Annotated in this window: 25 protein-coding genes; 9 read left to right on the plus strand and 16 right to left on the minus strand. The window is 68.1% G+C overall.

Annotated features, from left to right (window positions below; genetic code table 11):
- Positions 1-4 precede the first annotated feature (4 nt).
- From N416_RS0116380 to N416_RS0116425, 10 genes are all read right to left on the minus strand, one after another.
- Complete coding sequence (locus N416_RS0116380) at positions 5-568, minus strand: alpha/beta fold hydrolase (RefSeq protein ID WP_024443187.1); 564 nt, start codon at positions 566-568, stop codon at positions 5-7.
- An 81-nt stretch (positions 569-649) separates the two neighbouring features.
- Positions 650-1,507: a type I methionyl aminopeptidase gene (gene map / locus N416_RS0116385; protein WP_024443188.1), complete on the minus strand. Its 858-nt coding sequence runs from the start codon at positions 1,505-1,507 to the stop codon at positions 650-652.
- A gap of 77 nt (positions 1,508-1,584) precedes the next feature.
- Complete coding sequence (locus N416_RS0116390; protein ID WP_024443189.1) at positions 1,585-2,169, minus strand: DUF1707 domain-containing protein; 585 nt, start codon at positions 2,167-2,169, stop codon at positions 1,585-1,587.
- 19 nt (positions 2,170-2,188) lie between these two features.
- The gene (locus N416_RS0116395) at positions 2,189-3,940 is read right to left on the minus strand and encodes a penicillin-binding transpeptidase domain-containing protein (protein ID WP_369797611.1); all 1,752 of its coding nucleotides are present in this window, start codon (positions 3,938-3,940) and stop codon (positions 2,189-2,191) included.
- 199 nt (positions 3,941-4,139) lie between these two features.
- A complete protein-coding gene (locus tag N416_RS0116400; RefSeq protein WP_024443191.1) occupies positions 4,140-4,991 on the minus strand; it encodes a GNAT family N-acetyltransferase in 852 nt (283 codons plus the stop codon).
- Between the two features lie 55 nt (positions 4,992-5,046).
- Positions 5,047-6,198 (minus strand): flavodoxin-dependent (E)-4-hydroxy-3-methylbut-2-enyl-diphosphate synthase, encoded by a 1,152-nt coding sequence (gene ispG, locus N416_RS0116405; protein WP_024443192.1) that lies wholly within the window; start codon positions 6,196-6,198, stop codon positions 5,047-5,049.
- 13 nt (positions 6,199-6,211) lie between these two features.
- Positions 6,212-7,429 carry an RIP metalloprotease gene (locus N416_RS0116410; RefSeq protein ID WP_024443193.1) on the minus strand — a complete coding sequence of 406 codons (1,218 nt, stop codon included), beginning with the start codon at positions 7,427-7,429 and terminating at the stop codon, positions 6,212-6,214.
- The gene (gene dxr / locus N416_RS0116415) at positions 7,426-8,601 is read right to left on the minus strand and encodes a 1-deoxy-D-xylulose-5-phosphate reductoisomerase (RefSeq protein WP_024443194.1); all 1,176 of its coding nucleotides are present in this window, start codon (positions 8,599-8,601) and stop codon (positions 7,426-7,428) included. The genes N416_RS0116410 and dxr overlap by 4 nt, the downstream gene beginning before the upstream one ends.
- A 4-nt stretch (positions 8,602-8,605) precedes the next feature.
- Positions 8,606-9,001, minus strand: a complete 396-nt coding sequence (locus tag N416_RS0116420; protein ID WP_036458275.1) for a VOC family protein — start codon at positions 8,999-9,001, stop codon at positions 8,606-8,608.
- Positions 8,955-9,794, minus strand: coding sequence for a helix-turn-helix transcriptional regulator (locus N416_RS0116425; RefSeq protein ID WP_024443196.1), 840 nt, complete (start codon positions 9,792-9,794; stop codon positions 8,955-8,957). The genes N416_RS0116420 and N416_RS0116425 overlap by 47 nt, the downstream gene beginning before the upstream one ends.
- Positions 9,795-9,957: 163 nt before the next feature.
- Here N416_RS0116425 and N416_RS0116430 point away from each other — a divergent pair, with 163 nt between their 5' ends.
- Positions 9,958-10,212, plus strand: coding sequence for a DUF2631 domain-containing protein (locus tag N416_RS0116430; RefSeq protein ID WP_024443197.1), 255 nt, complete (start codon positions 9,958-9,960; stop codon positions 10,210-10,212).
- A gap of 84 nt (positions 10,213-10,296) precedes the next feature.
- Here the strand turns inward: N416_RS0116430 and rlmN are convergent, their stop codons facing one another.
- The 4 genes from rlmN to pyrH form a co-directional block, all read right to left on the minus strand.
- Positions 10,297-11,391, minus strand: a complete 1,095-nt coding sequence (rlmN, locus tag N416_RS0116435) for a 23S rRNA (adenine(2503)-C(2))-methyltransferase RlmN (protein ID WP_024443198.1) — start codon at positions 11,389-11,391, stop codon at positions 10,297-10,299.
- A gap of 24 nt (positions 11,392-11,415) precedes the next feature.
- Positions 11,416-12,282, minus strand: coding sequence for a phosphatidate cytidylyltransferase (locus tag N416_RS0116440; RefSeq protein ID WP_024443199.1), 867 nt, complete (start codon positions 12,280-12,282; stop codon positions 11,416-11,418).
- Positions 12,283-12,304: 22 nt separating this feature from the next.
- Positions 12,305-12,862, minus strand: a complete 558-nt coding sequence (gene frr, locus N416_RS0116445) for a ribosome recycling factor (protein WP_024443200.1) — start codon at positions 12,860-12,862, stop codon at positions 12,305-12,307.
- A 68-nt stretch (positions 12,863-12,930) separates the two neighbouring features.
- Entirely contained in the window at positions 12,931-13,680 is a 750-nt protein-coding gene (gene pyrH, locus N416_RS0116450) for a UMP kinase (protein ID WP_024443201.1), read from the minus strand.
- A gap of 165 nt (positions 13,681-13,845) precedes the next feature.
- Between pyrH and N416_RS0116455 the strand changes: the two genes are divergently transcribed.
- The 8 genes from N416_RS0116455 to N416_RS0116490 are packed head-to-tail and all read left to right on the plus strand — an operon-like array spanning position 13,846 to position 21,643.
- Positions 13,846-14,187 carry a metalloregulator ArsR/SmtB family transcription factor gene (locus N416_RS0116455; RefSeq protein WP_036458283.1) on the plus strand — a complete coding sequence of 114 codons (342 nt, stop codon included), beginning with the start codon at positions 13,846-13,848 and terminating at the stop codon, positions 14,185-14,187.
- Entirely contained in the window at positions 14,184-14,663 is a 480-nt protein-coding gene (locus tag N416_RS0116460; protein ID WP_024443203.1) for an NADH-quinone oxidoreductase subunit B family protein, read from the plus strand. The genes N416_RS0116455 and N416_RS0116460 overlap by 4 nt, the downstream gene beginning before the upstream one ends.
- A 5-nt stretch (positions 14,664-14,668) precedes the next feature.
- Positions 14,669-16,615, plus strand: a complete 1,947-nt coding sequence (locus N416_RS0116465) for a proton-conducting transporter membrane subunit (RefSeq protein WP_155943394.1) — start codon at positions 14,669-14,671, stop codon at positions 16,613-16,615.
- 5 nt (positions 16,616-16,620) lie between these two features.
- Positions 16,621-17,574: a respiratory chain complex I subunit 1 family protein gene (locus N416_RS0116470; protein ID WP_024443205.1), complete on the plus strand. Its 954-nt coding sequence runs from the start codon at positions 16,621-16,623 to the stop codon at positions 17,572-17,574.
- Positions 17,571-18,242 (plus strand): hypothetical protein, encoded by a 672-nt coding sequence (locus N416_RS0116475; RefSeq protein WP_024443206.1) that lies wholly within the window; start codon positions 17,571-17,573, stop codon positions 18,240-18,242. Before N416_RS0116470 ends, N416_RS0116475 begins: the two co-directional genes overlap by 4 nt.
- Entirely contained in the window at positions 18,242-19,708 is a 1,467-nt protein-coding gene (locus N416_RS0116480) for a proton-conducting transporter membrane subunit (RefSeq protein WP_024443207.1), read from the plus strand. Before N416_RS0116475 ends, N416_RS0116480 begins: the two co-directional genes overlap by 1 nt.
- Positions 19,708-21,186 (plus strand): NADH-quinone oxidoreductase subunit C, encoded by a 1,479-nt coding sequence (locus N416_RS0116485; protein WP_036458285.1) that lies wholly within the window; start codon positions 19,708-19,710, stop codon positions 21,184-21,186. Before N416_RS0116480 ends, N416_RS0116485 begins: the two co-directional genes overlap by 1 nt.
- Before the next feature lie 37 nt (positions 21,187-21,223).
- Entirely contained in the window at positions 21,224-21,643 is a 420-nt protein-coding gene (locus N416_RS0116490; protein ID WP_036458287.1) for a MarR family winged helix-turn-helix transcriptional regulator, read from the plus strand.
- 25 nt (positions 21,644-21,668) lie between these two features.
- Here the strand turns inward: N416_RS0116490 and N416_RS0116495 are convergent, their stop codons facing one another.
- Complete coding sequence (locus N416_RS0116495; protein WP_024443210.1) at positions 21,669-23,096, minus strand: amidase; 1,428 nt, start codon at positions 23,094-23,096, stop codon at positions 21,669-21,671.
- 104 nt (positions 23,097-23,200) lie between these two features.
- Positions 23,201-24,016 carry a translation elongation factor Ts gene (tsf, locus tag N416_RS0116500; RefSeq protein WP_024443211.1) on the minus strand — a complete coding sequence of 272 codons (816 nt, stop codon included), beginning with the start codon at positions 24,014-24,016 and terminating at the stop codon, positions 23,201-23,203.
- Position 24,017: the final 1 nt, after the last annotated feature.

The raw sequence follows: 24,017 nt of genomic DNA on the forward strand, positions 1-24,017 counted from the left end.
CGTATTACCAGGTGCTGGCGCGCAACACGATCTCCATGGCGAACTGTGCGGTGAACTCACCGGCACTGCGTCGCCCGGGCAGCATCACCAACCGGTGCTCGCCGTAGACGAACCGCTGGCTGGCGTTGGCCACTGACGCGGTGGCCCGGGAACTGACCAGCACGGTGGTGTTGATCTCCACCGGCGGGCAGCGCTCGTCCCGGATCGCACCGCTCAGATCAGGCGCACGGGGGTGACCCCGGTCGAGCGCCACCAGGCCGGTGAAGCGGTCTGGTCGGGTGGCCGCGAGTTCCCAGGCATTGTCGGCACCGGTCCGATCGCCCACCAGCACGCCGCACTGCACTCCCAGCGAGTCGAGGATGCCGATCACCGATTTGGGCGTCAGACGCGGGTCCGCGCCGATCACGATGGTGCGCAACGAGGCGGTGTGCAATCGCTGACAAACCGCGTCGTAGGCGGTGACCGGGTGCTGCGCCGCGGCGAGCACAACGACGACGGGCCCGTTTTGGGGGCCTGCCACATCGACCGGAATCGGGAACCCGTCGATGGTCATCATCGTGCCCGGCATCTGCGCCACGCTACAGCCCCTCGGGCGGCAGGGGGCGGTTTTGGCGGGCCCCTTAACGGCTCTACAGACAACAGCCGTAAGTCACGGCAGGGTCAGAATCTCGGCGCCGTCGTCCGTTACCACCAGGGTGTGTTCAAACTGAGCACTCCACTGTCCGTCGCTGGTGACCACCGTCCAGTCGTCGTCCCAGATGTCGTAGTCCAGGCCGCCGAGATTGATCATCGGCTCGATGGTGAAGGTCATCCCCGGCTCGATGACGGTGTCGACTTCGGGCTGGTCGTAGTGCAGGATCACCAGACCGTTGTGGAAGGTCGGACCGATCCCGTGACCGGTGAAGTCACGGACCACGCTGTAACCGAACCGGTTCGCATAAGACTCGATGACCCGGCCTATCACCGACAGTGCGCGGCCGGGTTTAACCGCCTTGATGGCGCGCATGGTGGCCTCGTGGGTGCGCTCGACCAGCAGTCGGTGTTCCTGCGAGACGTCCCCGGCCAGGAAGGTGGCGTTGGTGTCGCCGTGCACGCCGTCGATGTAGGCGGTGACGTCGATGTTGACGATGTCGCCGTCGGCGATCACCGTCGAGTCGGGGATGCCGTGACAGATGACCTCATTGAGCGACGTGCAGCACGACTTGGGAAAGCCCTTGTAGCCCAGCGTCGAGGGATAGGCGCCGTGGTCGACCATGAACTCGTGGGCGATGCGGTCCAGCTCATCGGTGGTCACGCCGGGCGCGACGGCCTTGCCCGCCTCGGCAAGCGCACCCGCCGCAATCCGGCTCGCCACCCGCATCTTCTCGATCACCTCGGGAGTCTGCACCCACGGCTCGGACCCCTCGGCAGCCGTAGCGCGGCCGACGTATTCCGGGCGCGGGATCAGGCGGGGCACCGGCAGCGTCGGAGACAGCACGCCGGGAGAAAGCGGAGCACGAACGGGCATTACGCCAGCCTAACGGTGATCGCCAGGCCGGCGGAGCCGGGCGAAGCGGATCACCGCCATCGACACCGCGGCGCTGGTCAGCGCCGCCAGCGGAGCTTGCGCCGCGGACCCCTGATGTCCACCGAGCCGCACACCACGCGGCCGGTCAGCACCAGGTGCGGAGCCCCTTCGGCGGGCGGGTCGGTGCGGCGATCGCGGGCGCTGCCGCCGTAGACCTCGACATCGTCGATCGAGGCGCTGGCACCTTCGGGCAGTCGGATGTCGACCGATCCGAATCGCATGTCGAGTTCGATCACCACGACCGGACCGGCGAACCGGGCCTTAGTGAGGTCAAGGTCTACCGAGCCCAGGCGGCGCACCAATGCCAGCCGGGTCGGCACGATCCATTCTCCGTGGCGTTTGAGCGACCCGGCCCAGCCGCGCAGCTCGACCCGGTCGGCCGCCGAGGTAACGATGGCGCGGGGACCCGGCAGGTCACCGATCAGGGTGTCGAGCTCCGAGCGCATCCGTGCCTGCGACACCTGCGCCGCGCGCTCCTCGAACTCCCCGATGTCGATCAGTCCGAGGGAGACGGCGTTGTGCAGGCGGCGCAACGTGCCGTTGCGGTCCGCATCCGAGATCCGCAAGGCCACGTCGGCTATATCGTCGCTGAGACCCGTCATGGGTTCTCAATTTACGCCGCTACAGCAGGAAGTTGTCCGGCAGCGAGTCGAACATCACCTTGGTCATCCGGACCGCGTACTGCGAGCTGCCACCGCCGACGATCAGCGACGCAAAGGCCATGTCACCGCGGTATCCGGCGAACCAGGAATGCGAGCCACCGGCGAACTCGGCCTCCCCGGTCTTGCCGTAGACCGGGCCGCAGCCGGCGATGTCGCGTGCGGTGCCGTCGGTCACCACCAACCGCATCATCTCGCGCAGCCCGTCGAGCATCTCCGCGCTCACCGGGGCCGCCACCGGGCCGTTGACCGCCGTCGGACGGCCTTCGATCAAGCGGGGTACCGGTGTGTGTCCGGCGGCCACCGTCGCCGCAGCCAGGGCGACGCCGAAGGGGCTGGCCAAGACCTTGCCCTGACCGAAGCCGTCCTCAGTACGTTCGGCCAGGTCGACGGTCGGCGGAACCGAGCCGGTGACGGTGGTGATCCCGTCAACCAGGTAGTCCACCCCGATCCCGTAGCGGCTGGCCGCCTGCGACAGCGCCCGCGGCGGCATCCGGCTGGCCAGCTCGGCGAAAGTGGTGTTGCACGAATTGGCGAAGGCCCGCGACATCGGCACCAGGCCCAGGTCGAATCCGCCGTAGTTGGGGATGGTGCGCTGGCCGATGTCGAGTTCACCGGGGCAACCCACCATGGAGTTCGGCGTGGCCATGTCCCGTTCGATCGCCGCGCCGGCGGTGACCATCTTGAACGTTGATCCGGGGGGATACAGGCCACTGGTCGCGACCAGGCCGTCGGCATCGGCAGCCGCGTTCTGCGCAACGGCGAGCAGTTCACCGGTCGACGGCTTGATCACCACCATCATCGCCTTGTCGCCGCGGGTGTTGACCGCGTTCTGGGCGGCGCGCTGCACCGCCCGGTCCAGGCTGATGGTCAGCGAGGGTGCGGGCGCCGGATCGACCTCGTGCAGAACCGCGACGTCGACGCCGTTCTGGTTCTCGCTGACGACACGCCAGCCCGCGGCACCTTCGAGTTGGTTCGCGACGGCCTTCTTGACCTCGCTGATGAGCATCGGCGCGAAGTGGTCATCGGTGGGCAACAGATCCGGGTGCGGGGTGACCACGACGCCCGGGAGGGAGCCGATGACGGGCTCGACACGGTCGTGATCCGCCTTGCGCAGCGTGATCAGGTCGAGCGGAGACCTTGAGGAACTGGCCCGTTCGGCCAGCCACTGCGGCTCACCCAATGCGTCGTCGAAGGGGCGCAAGGTGTCGACTACCGCCCGCGCGGTGCGCATCAGGTTTCGGCCGGCCCGGGTGGCGTCCAGCATGTAGTGGTAGACGTAGCCCGGCACCAGCACGTCGGTCCCGCCGGCCTCGTTGACGGCGGCGCGACGCGGCGGGTCGGCCCGCAGCGCGAAAGTCTGGTGCTCGCCCAGTTTGGGATGCAGGCCGGTGGCCGTCCAGCGGACCGCCCAGTGTCCTTCGTTTCGGACCATCTTGAGCTGGCCGTCGTAGGCCCAGGTCCGGTTCTTCGGCAGCGTCCAGGTGTAGCGATATGCCACGCTGCCGGTGTCGTCGTTGTAGCGCGCGCTGAGCAGTTGGGCATCCAGGTGTTCGGCCTGCAGGCCGGCCCAGGCGGCGTTGAGTGCGCTGCGTGCCGCAGACGGGTCGTCGCTGAGTTCTGCGGCCGTCGCGGTGTCTCCGGTGGCCAGCGCGGCGAAGAACCGCTCGGCGACGGGTCCTGGGCCGTCGGGGCGGGGTGTGCAGGCCGCCATGCCGGCCGCGGTCAGCACCACGGCCACCAGACCCGTGACGCGTGTGACGAATGAGCTTGCAGTTGTCATTGGGGCTGATGTTACGAAACAGAAACGGTTGCCCCGCGGAGGCGCACCGAGACTGTCGTTGGCGTGTCCGCTACTCGAACTTCTCCGCGCCAGCCGCAGTTTCGGCGAAGAACACGAAGAGATCCCGAGATCAGTCGAGCAACACGGTCGCGAAGGTGCCGACCTGAGTGAAACCCACCCGCTCATAGGTGGACCGGGCCACCGCGTTGAAGTCGTTGACGTAGAGGCTGGCGATGCGCCCGGTGCCGACGATGACCGCGGACAGCATCGCGGTGCCGCCGGCGCCCAGCCCGCGGCCGCGCCGGTCCGGATGCACCCAGACGCCCTGGATCTGCGCCACCGCCGGTGACTGGGAGCCCACCTCGGCCTTGAACACCACCTCGCCCCGCTCGAAGCGCGCCCAGGCCCGGCCCGACGCGATGAGGTTCGCCACGCGCCGGCGGTAGGCGCGGCCGCCGTCGCCGGCCCGCGGATCCACACCGACCTCGCCGATGAACATGTCGACGGCGGCCACCAGATAGGCATCGAGCTCGCCGGGACGCACTTGGCGCACTTCGGCATCCATCGGGCACGCGGGCATGGTGTGCAGTGCCATCAGCGGTTGGCTCTCACGCACGTCACGCGCCGGGCCCCAGGAATCGGCGAGGCGCTGCCACATCGGCAACACCAACTCAGCCCGGCCCACTAGCGACGAGCAGCGGCGGATCGCACCCACCGCCTTGTCAGCGAACGCGGTGAGGTCGGCCGGGGCGCCGCGCAGCGGGATCAGGTTCGCGCCCGCGTAACACAAGGATTCGTCCACGCCGCCGCGTGTCCACAGTTCCCCGCCGATCGACCGGGGATCGATACCGTGATCGGCAACCCGGGCGGCGACCATGCAGGAACCGATCGGATCCTCTTCGAGCACCCGCCAGACCGCAGCGGCGTCACGGGCGACGGACACCCGTCGCTGGTCGAGACGGAACTCGGGCGGAGCCGACATAGTGACTCTTTCTGGCGATCTCAACTGCCGCGCGCCTACGGCGACCCGGCTGCGATCAGCTTACGGCGACGGTGGGCGAACCACCGGGAGATCCATCCTGCATCTCGGCCGCCAGACGCATGGCCTCCTCGATCAGGGTCTCCACGATCTGCGCCTCGGGAACGGTCTTGATCACCTCGCCCTTGACGAAGATCTGGCCCTTGCCGTTGCCGGATGCCACACCCAGATCCGCCTCGCGCGCTTCGCCGGGGCCGTTGACCACACAACCCATCACCGCGACCCGCAACGGGACGTCGATCCCCTCCAGCCCGGCGGTGACCTCGTTGGCCAACCGGTAGACATCCACCTGAGCCCGCCCGCACGAGGGGCACGACACGATCTCCAGACCGCGCGGCCGCAGGTTGAGCGACTCCAGAATCTGGTTGCCGACCTTGACTTCTTCCACCGGCGGCGCCGAGAGCGACACCCGGATGGTGTCGCCGATGCCGCGCGACAGCAGCGCGCCGAACGCCACGGCGGATTTGATGGTGCCCTGGAAAGCCGGGCCGGCTTCGGTGACGCCCAGGTGCAGCGGGTAATCACAGCGCTCGGCCAGCAGTTCGTAGGCGGCCACCATCACGACCGGATCGTTGTGCTTGACGCTGATCTTGATGTCGCCGAAGCCGTGCTCCTCGAACAGCGACGCTTCCCACAGCGCGGACTCCACCAATGCTTCGGGGGTGGCTTTGCCGTATTTGGCCAAGAACCGCTGGTCCAAAGAACCGGCATTGACGCCGATTCGGATCGGGATGCCGGCGGCGCCGGCCGCCTTGGCCACTTCGCCGACCCGCCCGTCGAACTCCTTGATATTGCCCGGGTTCACCCGGACCGCGGCACAACCGGCGTCGATCGCGGCGAAGATGTACTTGGGCTGGAAATGGATGTCGGCGATCACCGGGATCTGGCTGTGCCGGGCGATCTCGGCCAACGCGTCGGCGTCCTCCTGGCGGGGGCAGGCCACCCGCACGATGTCGCAACCCGAAGCGGTCAGCTCCGCGATCTGCTGCAGGGTCGTGTTGATGTCGTGGGTCTTGGTGGTGCACATCGACTGCACCGCGATCGGATGGTCGCTACCCACCCCGACTCCGCCGACCTTCAATTGGCGGGTCTTACGACGTGGCGCCAGGGTGGGCGGAGGTGCAGCCGGCATGCCTAGGCCGACGCTCATGAGGGGGCTCCTATCAAAACAGCCTGATCGGATTGACCAAGTCCGCGGTCACGGTGAGCAGCATGTAGCCCATCACCACCACCAAGACTACGTAAGTGGCCGGCATCAGCTTCAGATAGTTCACCGGGGCTGCCGCGACCTTCCCGCGGGCCGACCGGACCATGTTGCGAAGCTTTTCAAACAGCGCGATCGCGATGTGCCCGCCGTCGAAGGGCAGCAGCGGCACCAAGTTCAGCACACCCAGGATGAAGTTCAGCTGCGCCAAGAAGAACCAGAACGCCACCCACAGTCCGTGGTCGACGGTGTCGCCGCCGATGATCGACGCGCCCACCACACTGATCGGGGTCTCGGGGTCACGCTGCCCGTGCGGGTTGCCGATCGCATGCACCAGCGCGCCGACCTTGGAGGGGATGTTGGCCAGCGACTTGCCCAGCAGCACCGACAGGTCGCCGCTGAAGCCGAAGGTGGCCGGCACCGCGGTGACCGGGTTGTACTTGGTCGGCCCGAATTGGGCGGCGCCCACCCCGATCGCGCCGACCGTGCTGGGGACGGCCTCGCGGTCCGCGCCGTCGGAGATCCAGCGCTGGGTGGGGGTCACGTCGACGTACTTGGTGAGAGTGCGGCCGTCGCGCTCGACCACGATCGGCGTGGTGCCGCGCTGTTTGCGCACCGCGGTGGCCATCTCCTCGAAGGTCGACACCGGCGTGTCACCGACCTTGACCACCACATCGCCGGACTCGATGCCGGCCAGCGCAGCGGGGCCGGGGCCAGAGCAGTCGGCCAGCTCCCCCTTGACGACTTCGGTTGCCACACAAGCCGTTTCGCCGATGACGGCGGTGGTGGGAGCGTGCAGGTTGGGTAGACCCCAGATCACTGCGATGCTGTAGACCAGCACCAGGCCGATGATGAAGTTCATGGCGGGGCCGGCGGCCAGCACAGCCACCCGCTTCCACGTCTTCTGCTTGTACATGGCGCGGTCGACCTCGTCGGGCGCCAGTTCCTCCACCGCGGTCATGCCCGCGATGTCGCAGAAGCCGCCGGCCGGGATCGCCTTGAGGCCGTATTCGGTCCCACCGCGGCGAGTCGACCACAACGTGGTTCCGAAGCCGACGAAGTAACGGCGCACCTTCATGCCGGTGGCGCGCGCCACCCACATGTGGCCGCATTCATGCAGCGCCACCGAGACCAGGATGGCCAGCGCGAACAGCGCGATGCCGACCGCGAACATCATCGGGTGATTCCGACCTTTCTCGTAGCTATCGCCTCGACGGCGCGAGCCGCGCGTTCCGTGGCCCAGCGCTGCGCATCGAGTACCTCATCCACGGTAGCGGGTTGCGCGGCCCACTGGTCGGCGACGCCCAGCACCTCGGCGATGGTGGCCACGATCGCCGGGAAACCGATCCGGCCGCCGAGGAAGGCTTCGGCGGCTTCTTCGTTCGCGGCGTTGTAGACCGCGGTCATGCAGCCCCCGGTCTGACCGGCCTGCCGGGCCAGCTGCACCGCCGGGAACACGGCATCGTCGAGTGGTTCGAACTCCCAGGTGGAAGCCGTGGAGAAGTCGCAGGCCGCGGCCGCGCCGGGAACCCGCGCCGGCCAGCCCAGCGCCAGTGCGATCGGTAGACGCATGTCCGGCGGGCTGGCCTGCGCGATCGTCGATCCGTCGGTGAAGGTGACCATGGAATGCACGATCGACTGCGGGTGTACGACGACGTCGATGCGATCGTAGGGCACGCCGAACAGCAGGTGGGTTTCGATGAGTTCGAGTCCCTTGTTGACCAGCGAGGCCGAGTTCAGGGTGTTCATCGGACCCATCGACCAGGTCGGATGCGCCCCGGCCTGCTCGGGTGTGACGTGCTGAAGATCCGCTGCGCTCCAGCCGCGGAACGGCCCGCCCGAGGCGGTGAGCACCAACCTGGCCACCTCGTCGGGGGTCCCGCCGCGAAGGCATTGCGCCAGCGCGGAGTGCTCGGAGTCCACCGGCACGATCTGCCCCGGGTCGGCGGCCGCCAGGACCAGCGGGCCGCCGGCGATCAGGGACTCCTTGTTGGCCAGGGCCAGCCGGGCACCGGTCTCCAGCGCGGCCAGCGTGGGCCGCAGTCCGAGCGCGCCGACCAGGGCATTGAGCACCACGTCCGCCTCGGTGTCGTACACCAAGCGGGTGACCGCATCGGGCCCGCAGTAGGGAGCCTCGAGTGCTTCGCCGACCCGGGCGTCGGCCACGGCGATGTTGGCCACCCCGGTCTCGGCGCGCTGGTCGGCCAGCAGCGCCGCGTTACCGCCTCCGGCGGCCAGCCCGACGATCTCGAAGCGGTCCGGGTTCGCCGCGACGACCTGCAGGGCCTGGGTGCCGATCGAGCCGGTCGAGCCCAACAGCAGAACTTTGATCCGACGGCCCGTGCTCACCCACCTATTGTGCTCCCGCGTAGTTGCCGAAGCTCCACAGGTTGCCTTCCGGGTCGCGGACAGCGAACTCGCGGGCGCCGTAGTCGGTGTCGGTCAGCGGCCGGATCACGTCGGCCTGCCGGTCCAGGACCCGCCGGTAGAGGCCGTCAGGATCGTCGGTGACCACGAAACCACCCGCGGTGCCGGGTTCGCGGCACCAGTCATTGCCGGGTTTGTAGCTGCCGAGCATGATGCCGCCGACGCCCTGTGGCCAGCGCAGTTCGGCATGAGCGACGGTCTCGCCGTCATCGCCGTGACGGGCCGCGACGACGAAGCCGAAGGTGTCGACGTAGTAGTCGATGAGTTTGCGCGCGTCATGCGCTTGCAGGGTCAACCAGACGGTCGGATTCTGATGCGTCATGACCCCACCCTGCCCGCGGGGCGTGACCGCCGTCTTGAATGTTTTGGAACTCCTCGGCCAGCCAAGCCGCGGGCGAAACCCCGGCGTAGCGCACGAATTCGCGAGTCAGATGGGCCTGATCGGCGTAGCCGGCAGCGACCGCGATGCCCGCCAAGTCGACCCGCCCGTGCCGGCGAGCGTCGTCCGCCATCCGGGCGGTCGCGTATTCGAAGCGCATCAGCATCGCCACGGCTTTCGGAGTGTGGCCGACCTCGCGACGAAACAGCGTGCTCAGATGCCGCTGGCTCAGCCCGACCTGTTCGGCAATGCCCGTGATCGACGCCCTCCCCCGGCTGCGCTGCAACAGCTGCCAGGCGTAGGTGACCTCGGGGCGCACGGTGGCGGCGTGGCGGCGCTGCTGGGCCACCAGGTACGTCGACACCAATCCGAACGCGTCCGGCCAGGACCGTGCGATGGCGAGCTGCTCCTGCAGATCCACCGCGCCGCGGCCCAACACCGGTACCGCGTCGAACTCGGTCACGCTCAACTCGACGCTGGGCATCCCGAACAACGCTCGCGAGGCCAGCGGGTGCACCGCGACCTGCACGCCGGCCTGGCCGCGGCGCTGTCGCACGTGGCTGGCCCGCACGTGCAACCCGCCGAGAATGATCGGATTCGGCCGGGCTGCCCGCAGCGCCTCAGCCGTGTCGGCGGCTTCCACTCCCTCGTCGAGGCTGACGATGAACGTCAACGTCGACGACGGCATCCCCCGGTGCACGGCATCGGGTACGTCCAGTGCGCGGTAGCCCACCATCGACGTGACACCCGGCGCGATGCGGGGCGATGCCATCGTGAATTCCCAGATCGGCGAGACTTCTGCGACGTCCCCGGCCATGGCGTCCACGGTAGGTGGCTCGGTCGCGATATGTCAGAATGTCGCGCAGTAGTAGTTGCAGGGGCGAACTTAAGGAGTCGAAGTGGCCGGTACCGAGGTGGAGCGCCACACCGGGGTTGACCCTGTCGAGGTGCCGTCTGCGGCGTGGGGTTGGAGTGCCATCAACTACCGCACCTGGCACATCGTCGGCTTCGGTATCGTCGGCTTCTTGCTGCTCATGCTGCGCGGCAACCACATCGGTCACGTCGAGGACTACTTCCTGCTGGGCTTCGCCGCGCTGACGCTGTTCGTCGTGGTGCGCGACATCGTCCTGCGTAACCGCGGCCGGCTGCGCTAACGCGTCCGGCTGAGCGCCGAAACCGACGTTTCGCAGCAGAACTGCGAGACGACGCCTGTAAACGTCGGTTTCGATGAAGTAGGGCTAGTCGCTTTCCGCCGCCAACTGCCCACACGCCGCTGCGATTTCGCGGCCGCGGGTATCTCGGACCGTGCATTCCACGCCTTGGGCCCGAACTCGCCGGACGAACTCCCGCTCCACCGGCTTAGGACTGGCGTCCCATTCGCTGCCGGGTGTGGGGTTGAGCGGGATCAGGTTGACGTGCACCAGCGGTCCCAGCGCCTTATGCAGCTTCTTGCCCAACAGATCGGCGCGCCACGGCTGGTCGTTGACGTCGCGAATCAACGCGTATTCCACTGACACCCGCCGGCCGGTGACGTCGGCGTAGTAGCGGGCGGCGTCGAGGGCTTCGGAGACCTTCCACCGGTTGTTGACCGGCACCAGGGTGTCGCGCAGCTCGTCATCGGGCGTGTGCAACGAGAGTGCGAGCGTCACCCCGAGCCGCTCGTCGGCAAGCTTGCGGATGGCCGGGGCCAGACCCACCGTGGACACCGTCACCGACCGCGCCGAGATGCCGAAACCGTTGGGCGCCGGCTCGGTGATGCGCCGCACCGCGGCCACCACCCGGGCGTAGTTGGCCAGCGGCTCCCCCATCCCCATGAACACGATGTTGGAGAGCCGGCCGTGGTCTCTGTCGCGAAGTTCGACCGAGGCCGCCCGTACCTGCTCGAGAATCTCTGCGGTGGACAGGTTTCGGGTGAGTCCGGCCTGACCGGTCGCACAGAACGGGCACGCCATGCCGCAGCCGGCCTGTGAGGAGATGCACACGGTGTTGCGGCGCGGATAGCGCATCAGCACCGATTCGAACTTGGTGTTGTCGTGGGCGCGCCACAGCGTCTTGCGGGTCTCACCGGCGTCGCATTCGATCTCGCTGGACGCGGTCAGCAGGGTGGGGAACAGCGCGTCGGCCACCGAGGAACGCACCGCAGCGGGCAGGTCGGTCATCTGCTGCGGATCGGCGATCAGCCGGCCGTAGTACTGGTTCGCCAGCTGCTTGGCACGAAATGCCGGCAACCCCAGCTCGGCGACCGCGGCCACCACACCTTCGGCGTCGAGGTCTGCCAGATGTCGCGGCGGAAGAGCCCGCCGCGGTGCGGTGAACACCAGCTGTTGCGTCATGATCGGTTCCAGTATGCCGGTGACTCAGGGCAGAACGGTCAGCACGATCCAGGTCACCACGGCCGACGGCAGCAATGCGTCGAGCCGATCCATGATCCCGCCGTGGCCCGGCAGCAGCCGTCCCATGTCCTTGATGCCCAGGTCGCGCTTGACCTGCGATTCGATGAGGTCGCCGAAAACCCCGGTGAGCACGAGCAGCAGCCCCAGCGGCAGCCCGACCCACCACGGCCTGTCGAGGAACACCGTCACCGCGAACACCGCCGCGGTAACGCCGAGCACCAGCGACCCCGCGAGGCCCTCCCAGGACTTCTTCGGGCTGATCGCCGGCGCCATCGGGTGCTTGCCGAACAGCACACCGACGGCGTAGCCGCCGATGTCGGAGAAGACCACCGGGAACAGCAGGCACAGCACCCGACCGGGGCCGTCATCCCGGAAGACCAGCAGGGCCGCGAAGCTCATGCACAGCGGCACCCAGACCGCGATCAGGATCATCGCCGACATGTCGCGCAGGTAGTTGACCGGGGTCTGGTCCAGCCCCTGACCGACCAGCCGCCAGATCATGCAGATCACCACCGTGGCACCGAAGGCACCCAGCACTCCCCGGGCCCCGAACGGCAACGACAGCCACAGCATCGCCTGGCCGCCCAGGGCCAGCGGGATGAACGGCACGTCGTAGCCGACCTCACGCAGCCGCCGAACGATCTCATGGGTGGCCACCGGGGCGGCCACGGCCAGAATCAGCACCCAGAAACGCGGGGCGAACAGCAGGGTGTAGACCAGCGTTCCGCTCAGCACGGCGCCCACGGCGATAGCCGCGGGAAGGTTGCGTCCGGCTCGCGACTGTTTCGGCTGCGAATCCGCGGCGTCTACGCCGGTGTCTTGGTCTGCCACGGTTGTGCCTGCTGAACGGCCGCTAGACCTCCAGCAACTCGCCTTCTTTGTGCTTGACCAGCTCGTCGATCTGGGTCACGTATTGCTGGGTGGAGCGGTCCAGGTCCTTCTCCGCCCGGCCGACCTCGTCTTCGCCGGCGTCGCCGTCTTTGCGGATGCGGTGCAACTCTTCCATCGCCTTGCGGCGGATGTTGCGCACCGAGACCTTGGCGTCCTCCCCCTTCGCCTTGGCCTGCTTGACCAGCTCTTTGCGTCGCTCCTCGGTGAGCTGCGGAACCGACACCCGAATCAGCGAACCATCGTTGCTGGGGTTCAGGCCGAGGTCGGAGTTGCGGATCGCGGTCTCGATGGCCCCCAACTGCGATGCCTCGTAGGGCTTGATCACCACCAGTCGTGCCTCGGGCACGTTGATGCTGCACAGCTGAGTGATCGGGGTGGTCGACCCGTAGTAGTCGATGACGATCCGCGAGAACATCCCCGGGTTGGCCCGGCCGGTGCGGATGGTCGAGAGGTCGTCGCGGGCCACCGACACGGCCTTTTCCATTTTCTCTTCGGCATCGAAGAGAGCGTCGTCGATCATGTGCCCCGCTCCTTGTTATCGCTTCGCTGTAGCGCCGTCGCCGCCGGCGGTCATATGCCCTGCGCCCTTCAGCTGGTGACCAGTGTTCCGATCTTCTCACCCGCGACCGCCCGGGCGATATTTCCATCGGTCAACAGGTTGAACACCAGGATCGGCATGCCATTGTCCATGCACAGACTGAACGCGGTGGCATCGGCCACCTTCAGCCCCCGGTCGATGACCTCGCGATGGGTGACCGAAGTCAGCAGATGGGCGTCGGGATCGGTTCGGGGGTCGGCGGTGAAAATGCCGTCGACCGCCTTGGCCATCAGCACCACCTGGGCGCCGATCTCCAGCGCGCGCTGCGCTGCGGTGGTGTCGGTGGAGAAGTACGGCAGGCCCATACCAGCGCCGAAGATCACCACTCGGCCCTTCTCCAGGTGTCGTTGTGCCCGCAGCGGGATGTAGGGCTCGGCGACCTGGCCCATGGTGATCGCGGTCTGGACGCGGGTGTCGATGCCTTCCTTGACCAGAAAATCTTGCAGCGCAAGGCTGTTCATCACGGTGCCGAGCATGCCCATGTAGTCCGAGCGCATCCGCTCCATACCGCGCTCCTGCAACTGGGCGCCGCGGAAGAAGTTGCCGCCGCCGATGACGACCGCGACCTGCACGCCGTCGCGGACCACTTCGGCGATCTGGCGGGCGACCTGGGCGACGACGTCGGGATCGAGCCCGACCTGCCCGCCGCCGAACATCTCCCCACCGAGTTTGAGCAGCACCCGGGAGTAATGGGGGCGGCCGGCCGGCCGGCTTCCGTCGGTACTCGTCGGCTCCGTCATCAGGCTCCTCCGGGCTGCACGCATATGACAGCGCCATCGCGGGAATCGTCCGCGACGGCATTGTCATCCTGCCCTACCGGAACGGTCAAACAGAGCCCGGGGTGGCGACACCGGCCCCAACCGTCACAACATATGAAGAATTTTTCAATTGATGCTTTCGTTGCTATGGTCTTCGCTGTGCCGAATTCGCTCCACCAGGTGAAAGCCGAGTTCTTCAAGACTCTCGGGCACCCCGCCCGGATCCGAGTCCTGGAACTGCTCGCCGAACGCGACCACACCGTCGGTGAGCTGCTTCCCGAGATCGGGCTCGAGGCATCGAATCTGTCCCAGCAGTTGGGCGTACTGCGCCGCGCCGGCGTCGTAACAGCCGCCAAAGACGGCAACACGGTGGTCTACTCCATCGCCTCACCGGTGATCACCGAGCTACTCACCGTCGCGCGCAAGGCCCTGACCGGAATGCTGAACGACCAAGTCGCCATCCTCGATGACCTGCGGGCCGGGCAATGAGCTGGCTCACCAGAATCCGTGCCCTGGGCCGTGTCACCGAACCGGCCGGCGCCCGCCCGCCGGCCGCCACCGAACCGCCGGGAGGCGTGACGGGCTCGGTGCAGATCCGCCACGTCGACGCCGGATCGTGCAACGGCTGCGAGATCGAGATCGCCGGGGCATTCAGCCCGGTGTACGACGCCGAGCGATTCGGCGCCCGGCTCGTCGCCTCGCCACGTCACGCCGACGCCCTGCTGGTCACCGGGGTGGTCACCCGCAACATGGCCGAGCCGCTGCGAAACACCCTGGAGGCCACCCCGCAGCCCCGCAAAGTCATCGCGTGCGGGGACTGTGCCCTCAACCGCGGGGTGTTCGCGCAGTCCTACGCAACGGTGGGAGCGGTCGGCGAAGTGGTCCCGGTCGATGTCGAGATCCCCGGCTGCCCGCCGACGCCCGAGCAGATCCTCGCCGCGCTGCGGTCGGTGACCGGCCGGTGAGCACGCTGACGGTTTCGACCCCTGACACGTCACACCACCAGGGGCTCCCAGCAGTCCTCAGCGGTACTGCCACGGCCGGCATCGGTGCGGCCGGGGTCGGGATCGGCCTGGCCGGTGTGTTCGGCAGCGTGCCCCCGATCCGCATCGACTGGCTGGTGCCGCTGCTGGGTGTGCAGCTGCGCATCGATGCGCTCGGCGGGTTCTTCATGGGCCTGACCGGTGCGGTGGCTGTGGCCGCCGGCCTGTACTGGATCGGCTATGCACGCCACGAGCGCTACGGTGCGGTCCCGCTGCTGACGCTGCCGCTGTTCGTCGCCACCCTGCTGACGGTTCCGGCGGCCGGCTCGGTGACGACGTTCCTGCTTGCGTGGGAACTGATGGCGCTGGCCTCGCTGGTGTTGGTGCTCACCGATCAACGGCGCAGCGAGGTACGTTCGGCCGCGCTGATCTACGCGGTGATGACCCAGCTCGGCTTCGTCTCGCTGCTGCTGGGCATGGTGGTGCTGGCAGCGCACGCCGGCGACGACTTCGCCGGTATGGGCACGCTGCCCGATCGGGTCCGCGACACCGTCTTCGTGTTGACCCTGATCGGCTTCGGCTCCAAAGCCGGACTCATGCCCCTGCACGCGTGGCTGCCCCGGGCGCACCCCGAAGCACCCAGTCCGGTCTCGGCATTGCTCAGTGCCGCCATGGTCAACCTCGGCATCTACGGGATCATCCGTGTCGACGTGCAACTGCTCGGGCCGGGACCGCGTTGGTGGGGTCTGACGCTGTTGCTCGCCGGTGGCGCATCGGCGCTCTACGGAGTGTTGCAGGCATCGGTGGCAACCGACCTCAAACGGCTGCTTGCCTATTCGACGACGGAGAACATCGGGCTGATCACCCTGGCACTTGGTGCGGCGACGTTGTTGTCGGGTGCCGGATCGCGTGACGCCGCGGCCGTGGCCGCGGTCGCGGCGCTGCTACATCTGCTTGCCCACAGTGCGTTCAAGAGCCTCGGATTCCTGGCCGCCGGGTCGGTCCTGGCCGCCACCGGCCTGCGCGACCTGGATCGGCTCGGCGGGCTGGCCCGCCGGATGCCAGGCACGACAACGTTGTTCGGGGTGGCTGCGCTCGGCGCCGCCGGCCTGCCGTTGGGAGCGGGCTTCGTCAGTGAATGGCTGCTGATCCAGTCGCTGATGCATGCCCGAGCCGACCACGACCTCACGGTCACCCTGGTGACACCGCTGGCCGTGGGTGCGGTCGCACTGACCGCCGGCCTGGGGGTGGCCGCCATGGTCAAGGCCTTCGGCATCGGGTTCCTGGCTCGGCCACGCTCAGATGCCGCAGCAACGGCCCGGGAAGCGCCCGGCGCGATGCTCGCCGGGATGACCGTGGCCGCACTCGCCTGCCTGGTGCTGGCCGTCGCGCCGGGAGCCGTGGGCCCGCTGCTGCACCGGGTGCTCGACATCCTGCCGGTATCCGGGGCGGCCCCGGAGCTCGGAACCTACCTGCGCATTCCCGGGCTGGACGCGTCGATGTCCCCTGGCCTGCTGGCCGTCGTTCTGGCCGCCGCGGTCGTGGTGGTGCTGATCGGTTCACGCTGGCGGGCACAGCGGCGGCCGAGTACCGCCACGGTGCCACTGTGGGCTTGCGGCGCAGACGAATTGAGCCCACGAATGCAATACACCGCGACGTCGTTCGCCCAACCCTTACAGCAGGTTTTCGATGATGTGCTGCACACCGACACCGCGGTCGAAGTAAGCCGCCAAGCTCCGTCGAGCTACTACGTCGACCGGATCGCCTACCGGGCGCGGGTGGCCGACGTCGTCGAAGACCGCTGGTATGCCCCGCTGCTGCGGGCCGTGGCCGCCGCCGCGCAGCTGGTGCGCCGCGCTCACACCGGCAGTGTGCACCTCTACCTGGCTTACGGCGCGGTGGGAGTGCTGATCGCCATGTTGGTGGCGCGATGAACGCACTGACATACCTGGCGGGCTTCGTGCAGGTCGCCGGCGTCATCGCAGGAGCCCCACTGGTCATCGGCCTGATGCGCCAGGTCCGTGCCCGCGCCGAGGGCCGCACCGGCGCCGGGATCTGGCAACCGTGGCGTGACATCCGCAAACTGCTGGGCAAGCAGAATCTCACGCCGCTCGGCACCACCTGGGTGTTTGCCGCGGCGCCGGCCGCGCTGGCCGCCACCACACTGATCATCGTCGCCACCGCACCTTTGGTGGCGACCGGCTCGCCGCTGGACCCGATCGCCGACCTGATCACCGTTGTGGGCCTGCTGTTCTTGGGAACGGTGGCTCTGACCTTGGCGGGCATCGACACCGCGACGGCCTTCGGCGGGATGGGCGCCAGCCGCGAGATCACGATCGCGGCGCTGGTGGAACCGACCATCCTGGTGGCGGTGTTCGCCCTGTCCATCCCGGCGAACTCAGCCAACCTGGGCGCCATCGTCGGCAACACCAGCGAGCATCCCGGTCAGGTGATCTCACTGGCGAGCGCGCTCGCGTTCGTCGCGCTGGTCATCGTGATCGTCGCCGAGACCGGCCGGCTGCCGGTGGACAACCCGTCCACCCACCTGGAGCTGACCATGGTGCACGAGGCCATGGTGCTCGAATATGCCGGGCCCAAGCTGGCCATGGTCGAATGGGCAAGCGGCATGCGGCTGACCGTGCTGCTGGCGTTGCTGGCAAACCTGTTCTTTCCCTGGGGCATTGCCGCCGCGGAGCCCAGTGTGCTCGACCTGATCGTCGGCGCCGGCGCGATCGCACTCAAAGTGGCGGCGCTAGCCGCAGTCATGGCCGCCGTGGAGGTCTTCCTGGCCAAGCTGCGCCTGTTTCGGGTGCCTGAACTACTCGCTGGGTCCTTTGTCCTGGCGGTGCTGGCCGTGACGGCGGCGAACTTCTTTTCGGGAGCGGCCGGATGAACGACGCGTGGATCGACTACGTCAACATGCTGGACCTGGCTGCCGGTGGCGTTCTGCTGGCCGCGGTGCTGGCGGTCTGGCACCGCGACCTGTCGGTGGTGGTTCGCCGGTTGCTCGTCGCCCAGGGTGTCGCGCTGGCCGCGATCCCGGTGATTCGCGGTGTGCACGAGCATGATCGAGCCCTGCTGTTGGTAGGCCTCGGCGTACTGGCGGTACGTGCGGTGCTGCTGCCGTGGCTGCTACACCGAGCGTTGGGCGCCGAACGCCAAGAACGCCGCGAGTCCGCTCCCCTGGTCAGCACGACCGCATCGCTGCTGATGGTCACCGCACTGGTGGTCGCGGCCTTCACCATCGCCCAACCGGTGGTCGCGCTGGCGCCCAGTACCGCGACGAACGCCGCCCCGGCGGCCATCGCGACGGTGCTGATCGCCCTGTTCACCATGGCGACCCGCCGCCACGCCATCTCACAGGCGGTCGGGCTGCTGATGCTGGACAACGGAATCGCTGCGACCGCGTTCCTGCTGACCGCCGGGGTCCCGCTGATCGTCGAACTCGGCGCCTCGCTGGATGTGCTGTTCGTCTTGATCGTGCTCGGAGTGCTGACCGGACAACTGCGCAACGCCTTCGGCGGCGTGGACCTGGACCTGTTGCGGGAGCTACGCGACTGATGACACTTCTGATTGTGCTTCCACTGCTGGCACCGGTGCTGGCCACGCTGTGCTCGGCGACGCTCGGCGGGCGCCGGTTCAGCGCCGCCGTCACGGTGATGTCGGCGCTGACCATCCTCGGATCCGGTGTCGCCCTGGCTTTTCAGGTCGGCGACGGGGCCCATCTGGCGCTGAACGGCCTGTTGCGGGCCGACGCACTGTCGGTGACGATGCTGATCACCATCGGTGTGGTCGGCAGTCTGGCCACCTGGGCGAGCATCGGCTACGTCGACGCCGAATTGGCATGTGGGCACACCGATGCGCGCGGCGCGCGGTTGTACGGCATCCTGACCCCGGCGTTCTTGGCGGCGATGGCTCTTGCGGTGTCGGCCAACAACATCGGCGTGGTGTGGATCGCGGTGGAGGCCACCACGGTCGTCACCGCGTTTCTGGTCGGGCACCGCCGCAGTCGGGCCGCGCTGGAGGCCACCTGGAAGTACGTCATGGTGTGTTCGGTGGGCATCACGATCGCGTTCCTGGGCACCGTGTTACTGCATTTCGCCGCACTGCATGCCGGGGCGGGCGCTGAAGACGCGCTGGACCTCGACGTGCTGGCCGCTCATGCCGGAGGGCTCGACCCGGCGGTGACCAGGTTGGCGGGCGCACTGCTGCTGATCGGCTATGGAGCCAAGATGGGCCTGGCGCCGTTTCACACCTGGCTCGCCGATGCGCACAGCCAGGCCCCGGCTCCGGTTTCGGCGTTGATGAGCGGGGTACTGCTCTCGGTCGCGTTCTCGGTGCTGATCCGGATCAAGCCGATCATCGATGCCGCGGTGGGCCCGGCGTTTCTGCGGACGGCACTGCTGGCCGCCGGTCTGGTGACACTGCTGATAGCTGCGTTGCTGCTCACCGTCACGACCGATCTCAAACGGATGCTGGCCTATTCATCGATGGAGACCATGGGCCTGATCGCGGTCGCCGCGGCGGCGGGCACCCAGCTGGCGATCACGGCGCTGCTGCTGCACGTGCTGGCTCACGGGGTCGGCAAGACCGTGCTGTTCCTGGCCGGCGGGCAGCTGCAGGCCGCCCATGGCACCACCGCGATCGGTGAGATCACCGCGGTGTTCGGCAGGTCACCGTTGGTCGGCGGCGCGTTCGCGGCCGGCCTGGTGGTCCTGCTCGGTTTGCCCCCGTTCGCGATGTTCGCCAGCGAGGTGGCGATCGCACTCTCGCTGGCCGATGCGCGCCTGGCCTGGGCTCTCGGTCTGGCACTGGTGGCGCTGGTGGTGGCGTTCGCCGCCCTGCTGCGCAACTCCGGCCGCCTGCTGCTGGGCACCCCGGACGTCGGCGCCCCGGCGATCCGGGTACCGGTGACGGTTGCGGGCGCGCTGGTGGCCGGGGTGCTGCTCTCGCTCGCCCTCGGAGTGACTGCGGGCCCGCTGACCGACTTGTTCACAACCGCCGCAAGCCAACTCGGAGTCCGCTGATGGAGCCGATCACCAGCACGCAGCCGGTCACCGACGATGAGTTGATCGATGCGGCCACGGCTCTGCTCGCCGACGGGTTCCGGCTGGCACTGATGGCCGCTCACGATGACGGCGACACCCTGCGGGTGGTGTACCTGTTCCTCGCCGGCCGCCCGGATCGCCGCCGGGAGCTGACCCTGACCGTTCCGGCGGACGCCCCGACGATCCCCTCGCTGGCCCGGCTGTCTTTTCAGGCCGGGCGATTCGAGCGCGAGATGCTCGATCTGTACGGGATCATCCCGGTCGATCATCCGCAGCCGCGCCGCCTGGTACTGCATGCGCATTGGCCGCAGGGTTGGCATCCGATGCGCAACAATGCCGGACCACCCGGCGACTTCGTTGCGGCGGACCACTTCCCCTTCCTGACCGTGGACGGCGCCGGGGTCTATGAGATCCCGGTCGGCCCGGTACACGCCGGTCTGATCGAGCCGGGCCACTTCCGGTTCTCGGTCGTCGGCGAATCGGTGTTGCGCCTCAAGGCACGACTGTGGTTCGTTCACCGCGGGATCGAGCGACTCTTTCAGGGCCGGGCGGCGCTCGCGGCGGTGGACCTGGCCGAACGGATCAGCGGTGACACCTCAGCCGGTCACGCACTCGCGCACAGCCTGGCCGTAGAGGACGCGCTCGGTGTCGTGCTGCCCGATCCGGCACATCGGTTGCGCGCACTGCTCGTCGAGCTCGAGCGCCTCTACAACCACGCCGCCGATCTGGGTGCCCTCGCCAATGATGTGGGCTTCGGCCTGGCCAACGCCCACGCCCAGCGCGTCCGCGAACTTGTGCTGCGCATCAACGCGCAGGTGACCGGGCACCGACTCTTGCGCGGGGCGATCAGCCCCGGAGGTGTGGTGCTGCAAACACTTCCGGACCCGAGCCGGCTACAAGAGCTGGCTGATGACATCGCCGAGATCGCCGAGCTGACGTTGGGCAACTCGGTGATCTATGACCGGTTCGCCGGCACCTCGGTATTGCACCGCGACGACGCCGTGGCGATGGGCACCCTGGGCTACGTGGCTCGGGCCAGCGGGATTGTCACCGACGCCCGCCTCGACCACCCGACCACCGTGCTGCCGGTGACCGAGGTGACTGCGAGCGCCGGGGATGTACTGGCCCGTTACACCGTTCGACGCGACGAATTCGCGGCCTCAGTGGCTCTGTGCCGCAGCCTGATCGACAATCACGAGGGCCCGCTCGATATCCGGGAGTCCGTTCCGGCGACGACCGGCCCGGGTAGCGGGGTCGGCATCGTCGAAGGCTGGCGCGGAAGCATCGTGCATCGGGTGGAGATCGGAGCCGACGGCGTCATCGGGCGCGCGAAGATCGTCGACCCGTCCTGGTTCAACTGGCCCGCGCTGCCGGTGTCGATGACCGACACCATTGTTCCGGATTTCCCGCTGACGAATAAGAGCTTCAACCTGTCCTACGCGGGAAACGATCTATAGCGGCTCAGCGCAAACCTGGTATGTCAGGATATTTGACATGGATGACGTGGACGTTGCTCCGCTGGGCTATCTGCTGTACCGGGTCAGCTCGGCGCTGCGCCCGCAGGTGACCGCGGTACTCGGGCCGCTGGGGCTGGCCTTGCCCGAATTCGTCTGCATGCGAGTCCTGTCGCTGCGCCCGGGACTGTCCAGCGCCGAACTGGCCCGCCACACCGGCGTCACCCCGCAGGCGATGAACACCGTGCTGCACCGACTGGAGAACCGCGGCGCGGTCAGCCGCCCAGACTCGGTGCCGTCCGGGCGGGCACTGCCGGCGAACTTGACCGACGCCGGGCGGGAGCTACTGAAGCAGGCCGAAGATGCCGTACACGTCGCCGACGGTCGGGTGCTGGCTGCGCTGAGCCCAGCCGAGCAACACCGGCTGCGACAGATGTTGGAGCGAATCGGCGCGGAGTGACCGCTAGGTCCAGGGCAGCGACCCGTCAGGCCCGGGCGGCGATGGTCGGCCAGGGCTTGGCGGCCTCCAGTTCGTAGGCCAACTCCAACAGTCGGGCGTCGCGCCCGATGGGGGCACTGAACATCATGCCCACCGGCAACCCGGCCGCGGATTCGGCCAGCGGCAGCGAGATCGCCGGTTCACCGGTGGCATTCTGCAGCGGCGTGAACGCCACCCAGTCCATCAGCCGGTCGATGATCTGCTCGTAGCCGGCGGTGGGGTCCAGGTGGCCCACCCGCGGCGTCTCGTGGGCCAGCGTCGGCGTGAGCGCGACGTCATAGTCGCCATACAGCCGCGCGGTGTGCCGGCGGCGCACCGCCGCCAGGCGCGCAACCGCCAGCGGAAGCCGGTGAAGATGACGGGTGGCATGACGATCCAGCCCCAGCGTCAGGTTGTCCAGCCGGGTTCGATCGAAGGTGGGACCGAACATCCGCTTGCCGCCCTTGACCAATGCGGTCGCCAAAAACGCCCAGTAGAGCAGGAAGTCGTCGGCGAAATGCGCGGGCACCGGTGGCCCGTCGAGGTACTCGACGTGGTGCCCCAGTTCCTCGAGCAGCGCGGCGGTCTTCAAGGTCAGCTCGCGCATCTCCGCCGCCGTCTCGCGCGCGATCGATTGGGTGACCACCGCGATCCGCAGACGCTGGGCACCAGGTGCCCGGATGTCACCGATCGGCGGCAGCTTGGTGTTGCGCGAGATCCGTTCTGCTGCTGCGTAAAAGGCGGCAGTGTCGCGCACCGAGCGGGTCACCACCCCATTGAAGACGATCCGCACCGGCATGGCACGCAAATCCTTGTCCAACGGCAGCCGGCCCCGCGACGGTTTGAGCCCGACCAGGCCGTTGCAGGCCGCGGGGATACGGATGGACCCGCCGCCGTCGTTGGCATGCGCGATCGGCACCACCCCGGCAGCCACGAACGCCGCCGATCCCGACGACGACGCCGCCGCGGTGTAATCGGTGTTCCACGGGTTGCGCACCGCGCCGATCCGCGGATGCTCGGCCGAAGCGCTGAAGCCGAACTCGCTCAGCTGGGTTTTGCCCAGCGCGATCAGCCCGGTGTTCAGGTAGAGCTTGGCGAAAGCGCCGTCGGCCGCGGCTGGGTGCGGCTGCCAGGCATCGGTGCCCTGCATGGTCGGCATCCCGGCGACGTCGACATTGTCTTTGATGAACGTCGGGACGCCCTGAAAGAACCCGGGATGCCCGGTGCCGCCGCCGCTGTGCCGGGCGGTCTCCCGCGCGCGGTCGAATGCCCGGTAGGCCAGGCCATTCAACTGCGGGTTGACCGCTTCGGTGCGCGCGATCGCGGCGTCGACCAGGTCGGCGGGCGTCACCTCGCCGGATCGGAGCCGTTCAACCAGGCCAACCGCGTCGGAATCACCGAGCGCATCGTCGCCGAAAGCGTGCACATGTTGCATGCCGGTGACATTAGCCGACCGGCCAGTACAGCCTGTGACGCCCGAACGAAAATCACCGCCAGGCCCGAGCACCGGGCGCTGGCGGTGATTTTCGTAGCAGGTGACTAGGCCTGTCCGACCTCGAACCGCGCGAAGCGGGTCACGGTAACGCCGGCCTCGTCGAGCAGCGCCTTGACGCTCTTCTTCGAGTCCGAAACCGACGACTGGTCCAGCAGCACCACGTCCTTGAAGAAGCCGGTGACCCGGCCTTCGACGATCTTGGGCAGGGCAGCCTCGGGCTTGCCCTCCTCCTTGGCCGTCTCTTCGGCGATGCGGCGCTCGTTGGCCACCAGGTCGGCGGGCACGTCGTCGCGGCTCAGGTACTTGGCCTTGAGCGCGGCGATCTGCAGCGCCACCGCGTGGGCCGCCTCTGTATCCGAACCGGTGTACTCGACCAGCACACCCACCGCCGGCGGCAGGTCGGAGGCCCGCTTGTGCAGGTAGGTCTCCACGGTGCCGTCGAAGTAGGCGACCCGGCGCAGTTCGAGCTTCTCGCCGATCTTGGCCGACAGCGCCTCGATGGCCTCACCAACGGTGCGGTCACCGATATTGGCGCCCTTGAGCTCCTCGACATCGGAGGTCTTGGCCGCCGCGGCGGCGGTGACAACCTCTTCTGCGAGGGCCTTGAACTCGTCGTTCTTGGCGACGAAGTCGGTCTCGGAGTTCAGCTCGATCAGCGCGCCACCCTTGGCAGCGACCAGACCTTCGGCGGTGGCACGCTCGGCGCGCTTGCCGACGTCCTTGGCGCCCTTGATGCGCAGCACCTCGACGGCCTTGTCGAAGTCGCCGTCGCTCTCGGCCAGCGCGTTCTTGCAGTCCATCATGCCTGAGCCGGTGAGCTCCCGAAGCCGCTTAACGTCGGCAGCGGTGTAGTTCGCCACT

Origin of the sequence: Mycobacterium sp. UM_WGJ (genome assembly GCF_000455125.1) — a bacterium.
GTDB lineage: Bacteria > Actinomycetota > Actinomycetes > Mycobacteriales > Mycobacteriaceae > Mycobacterium.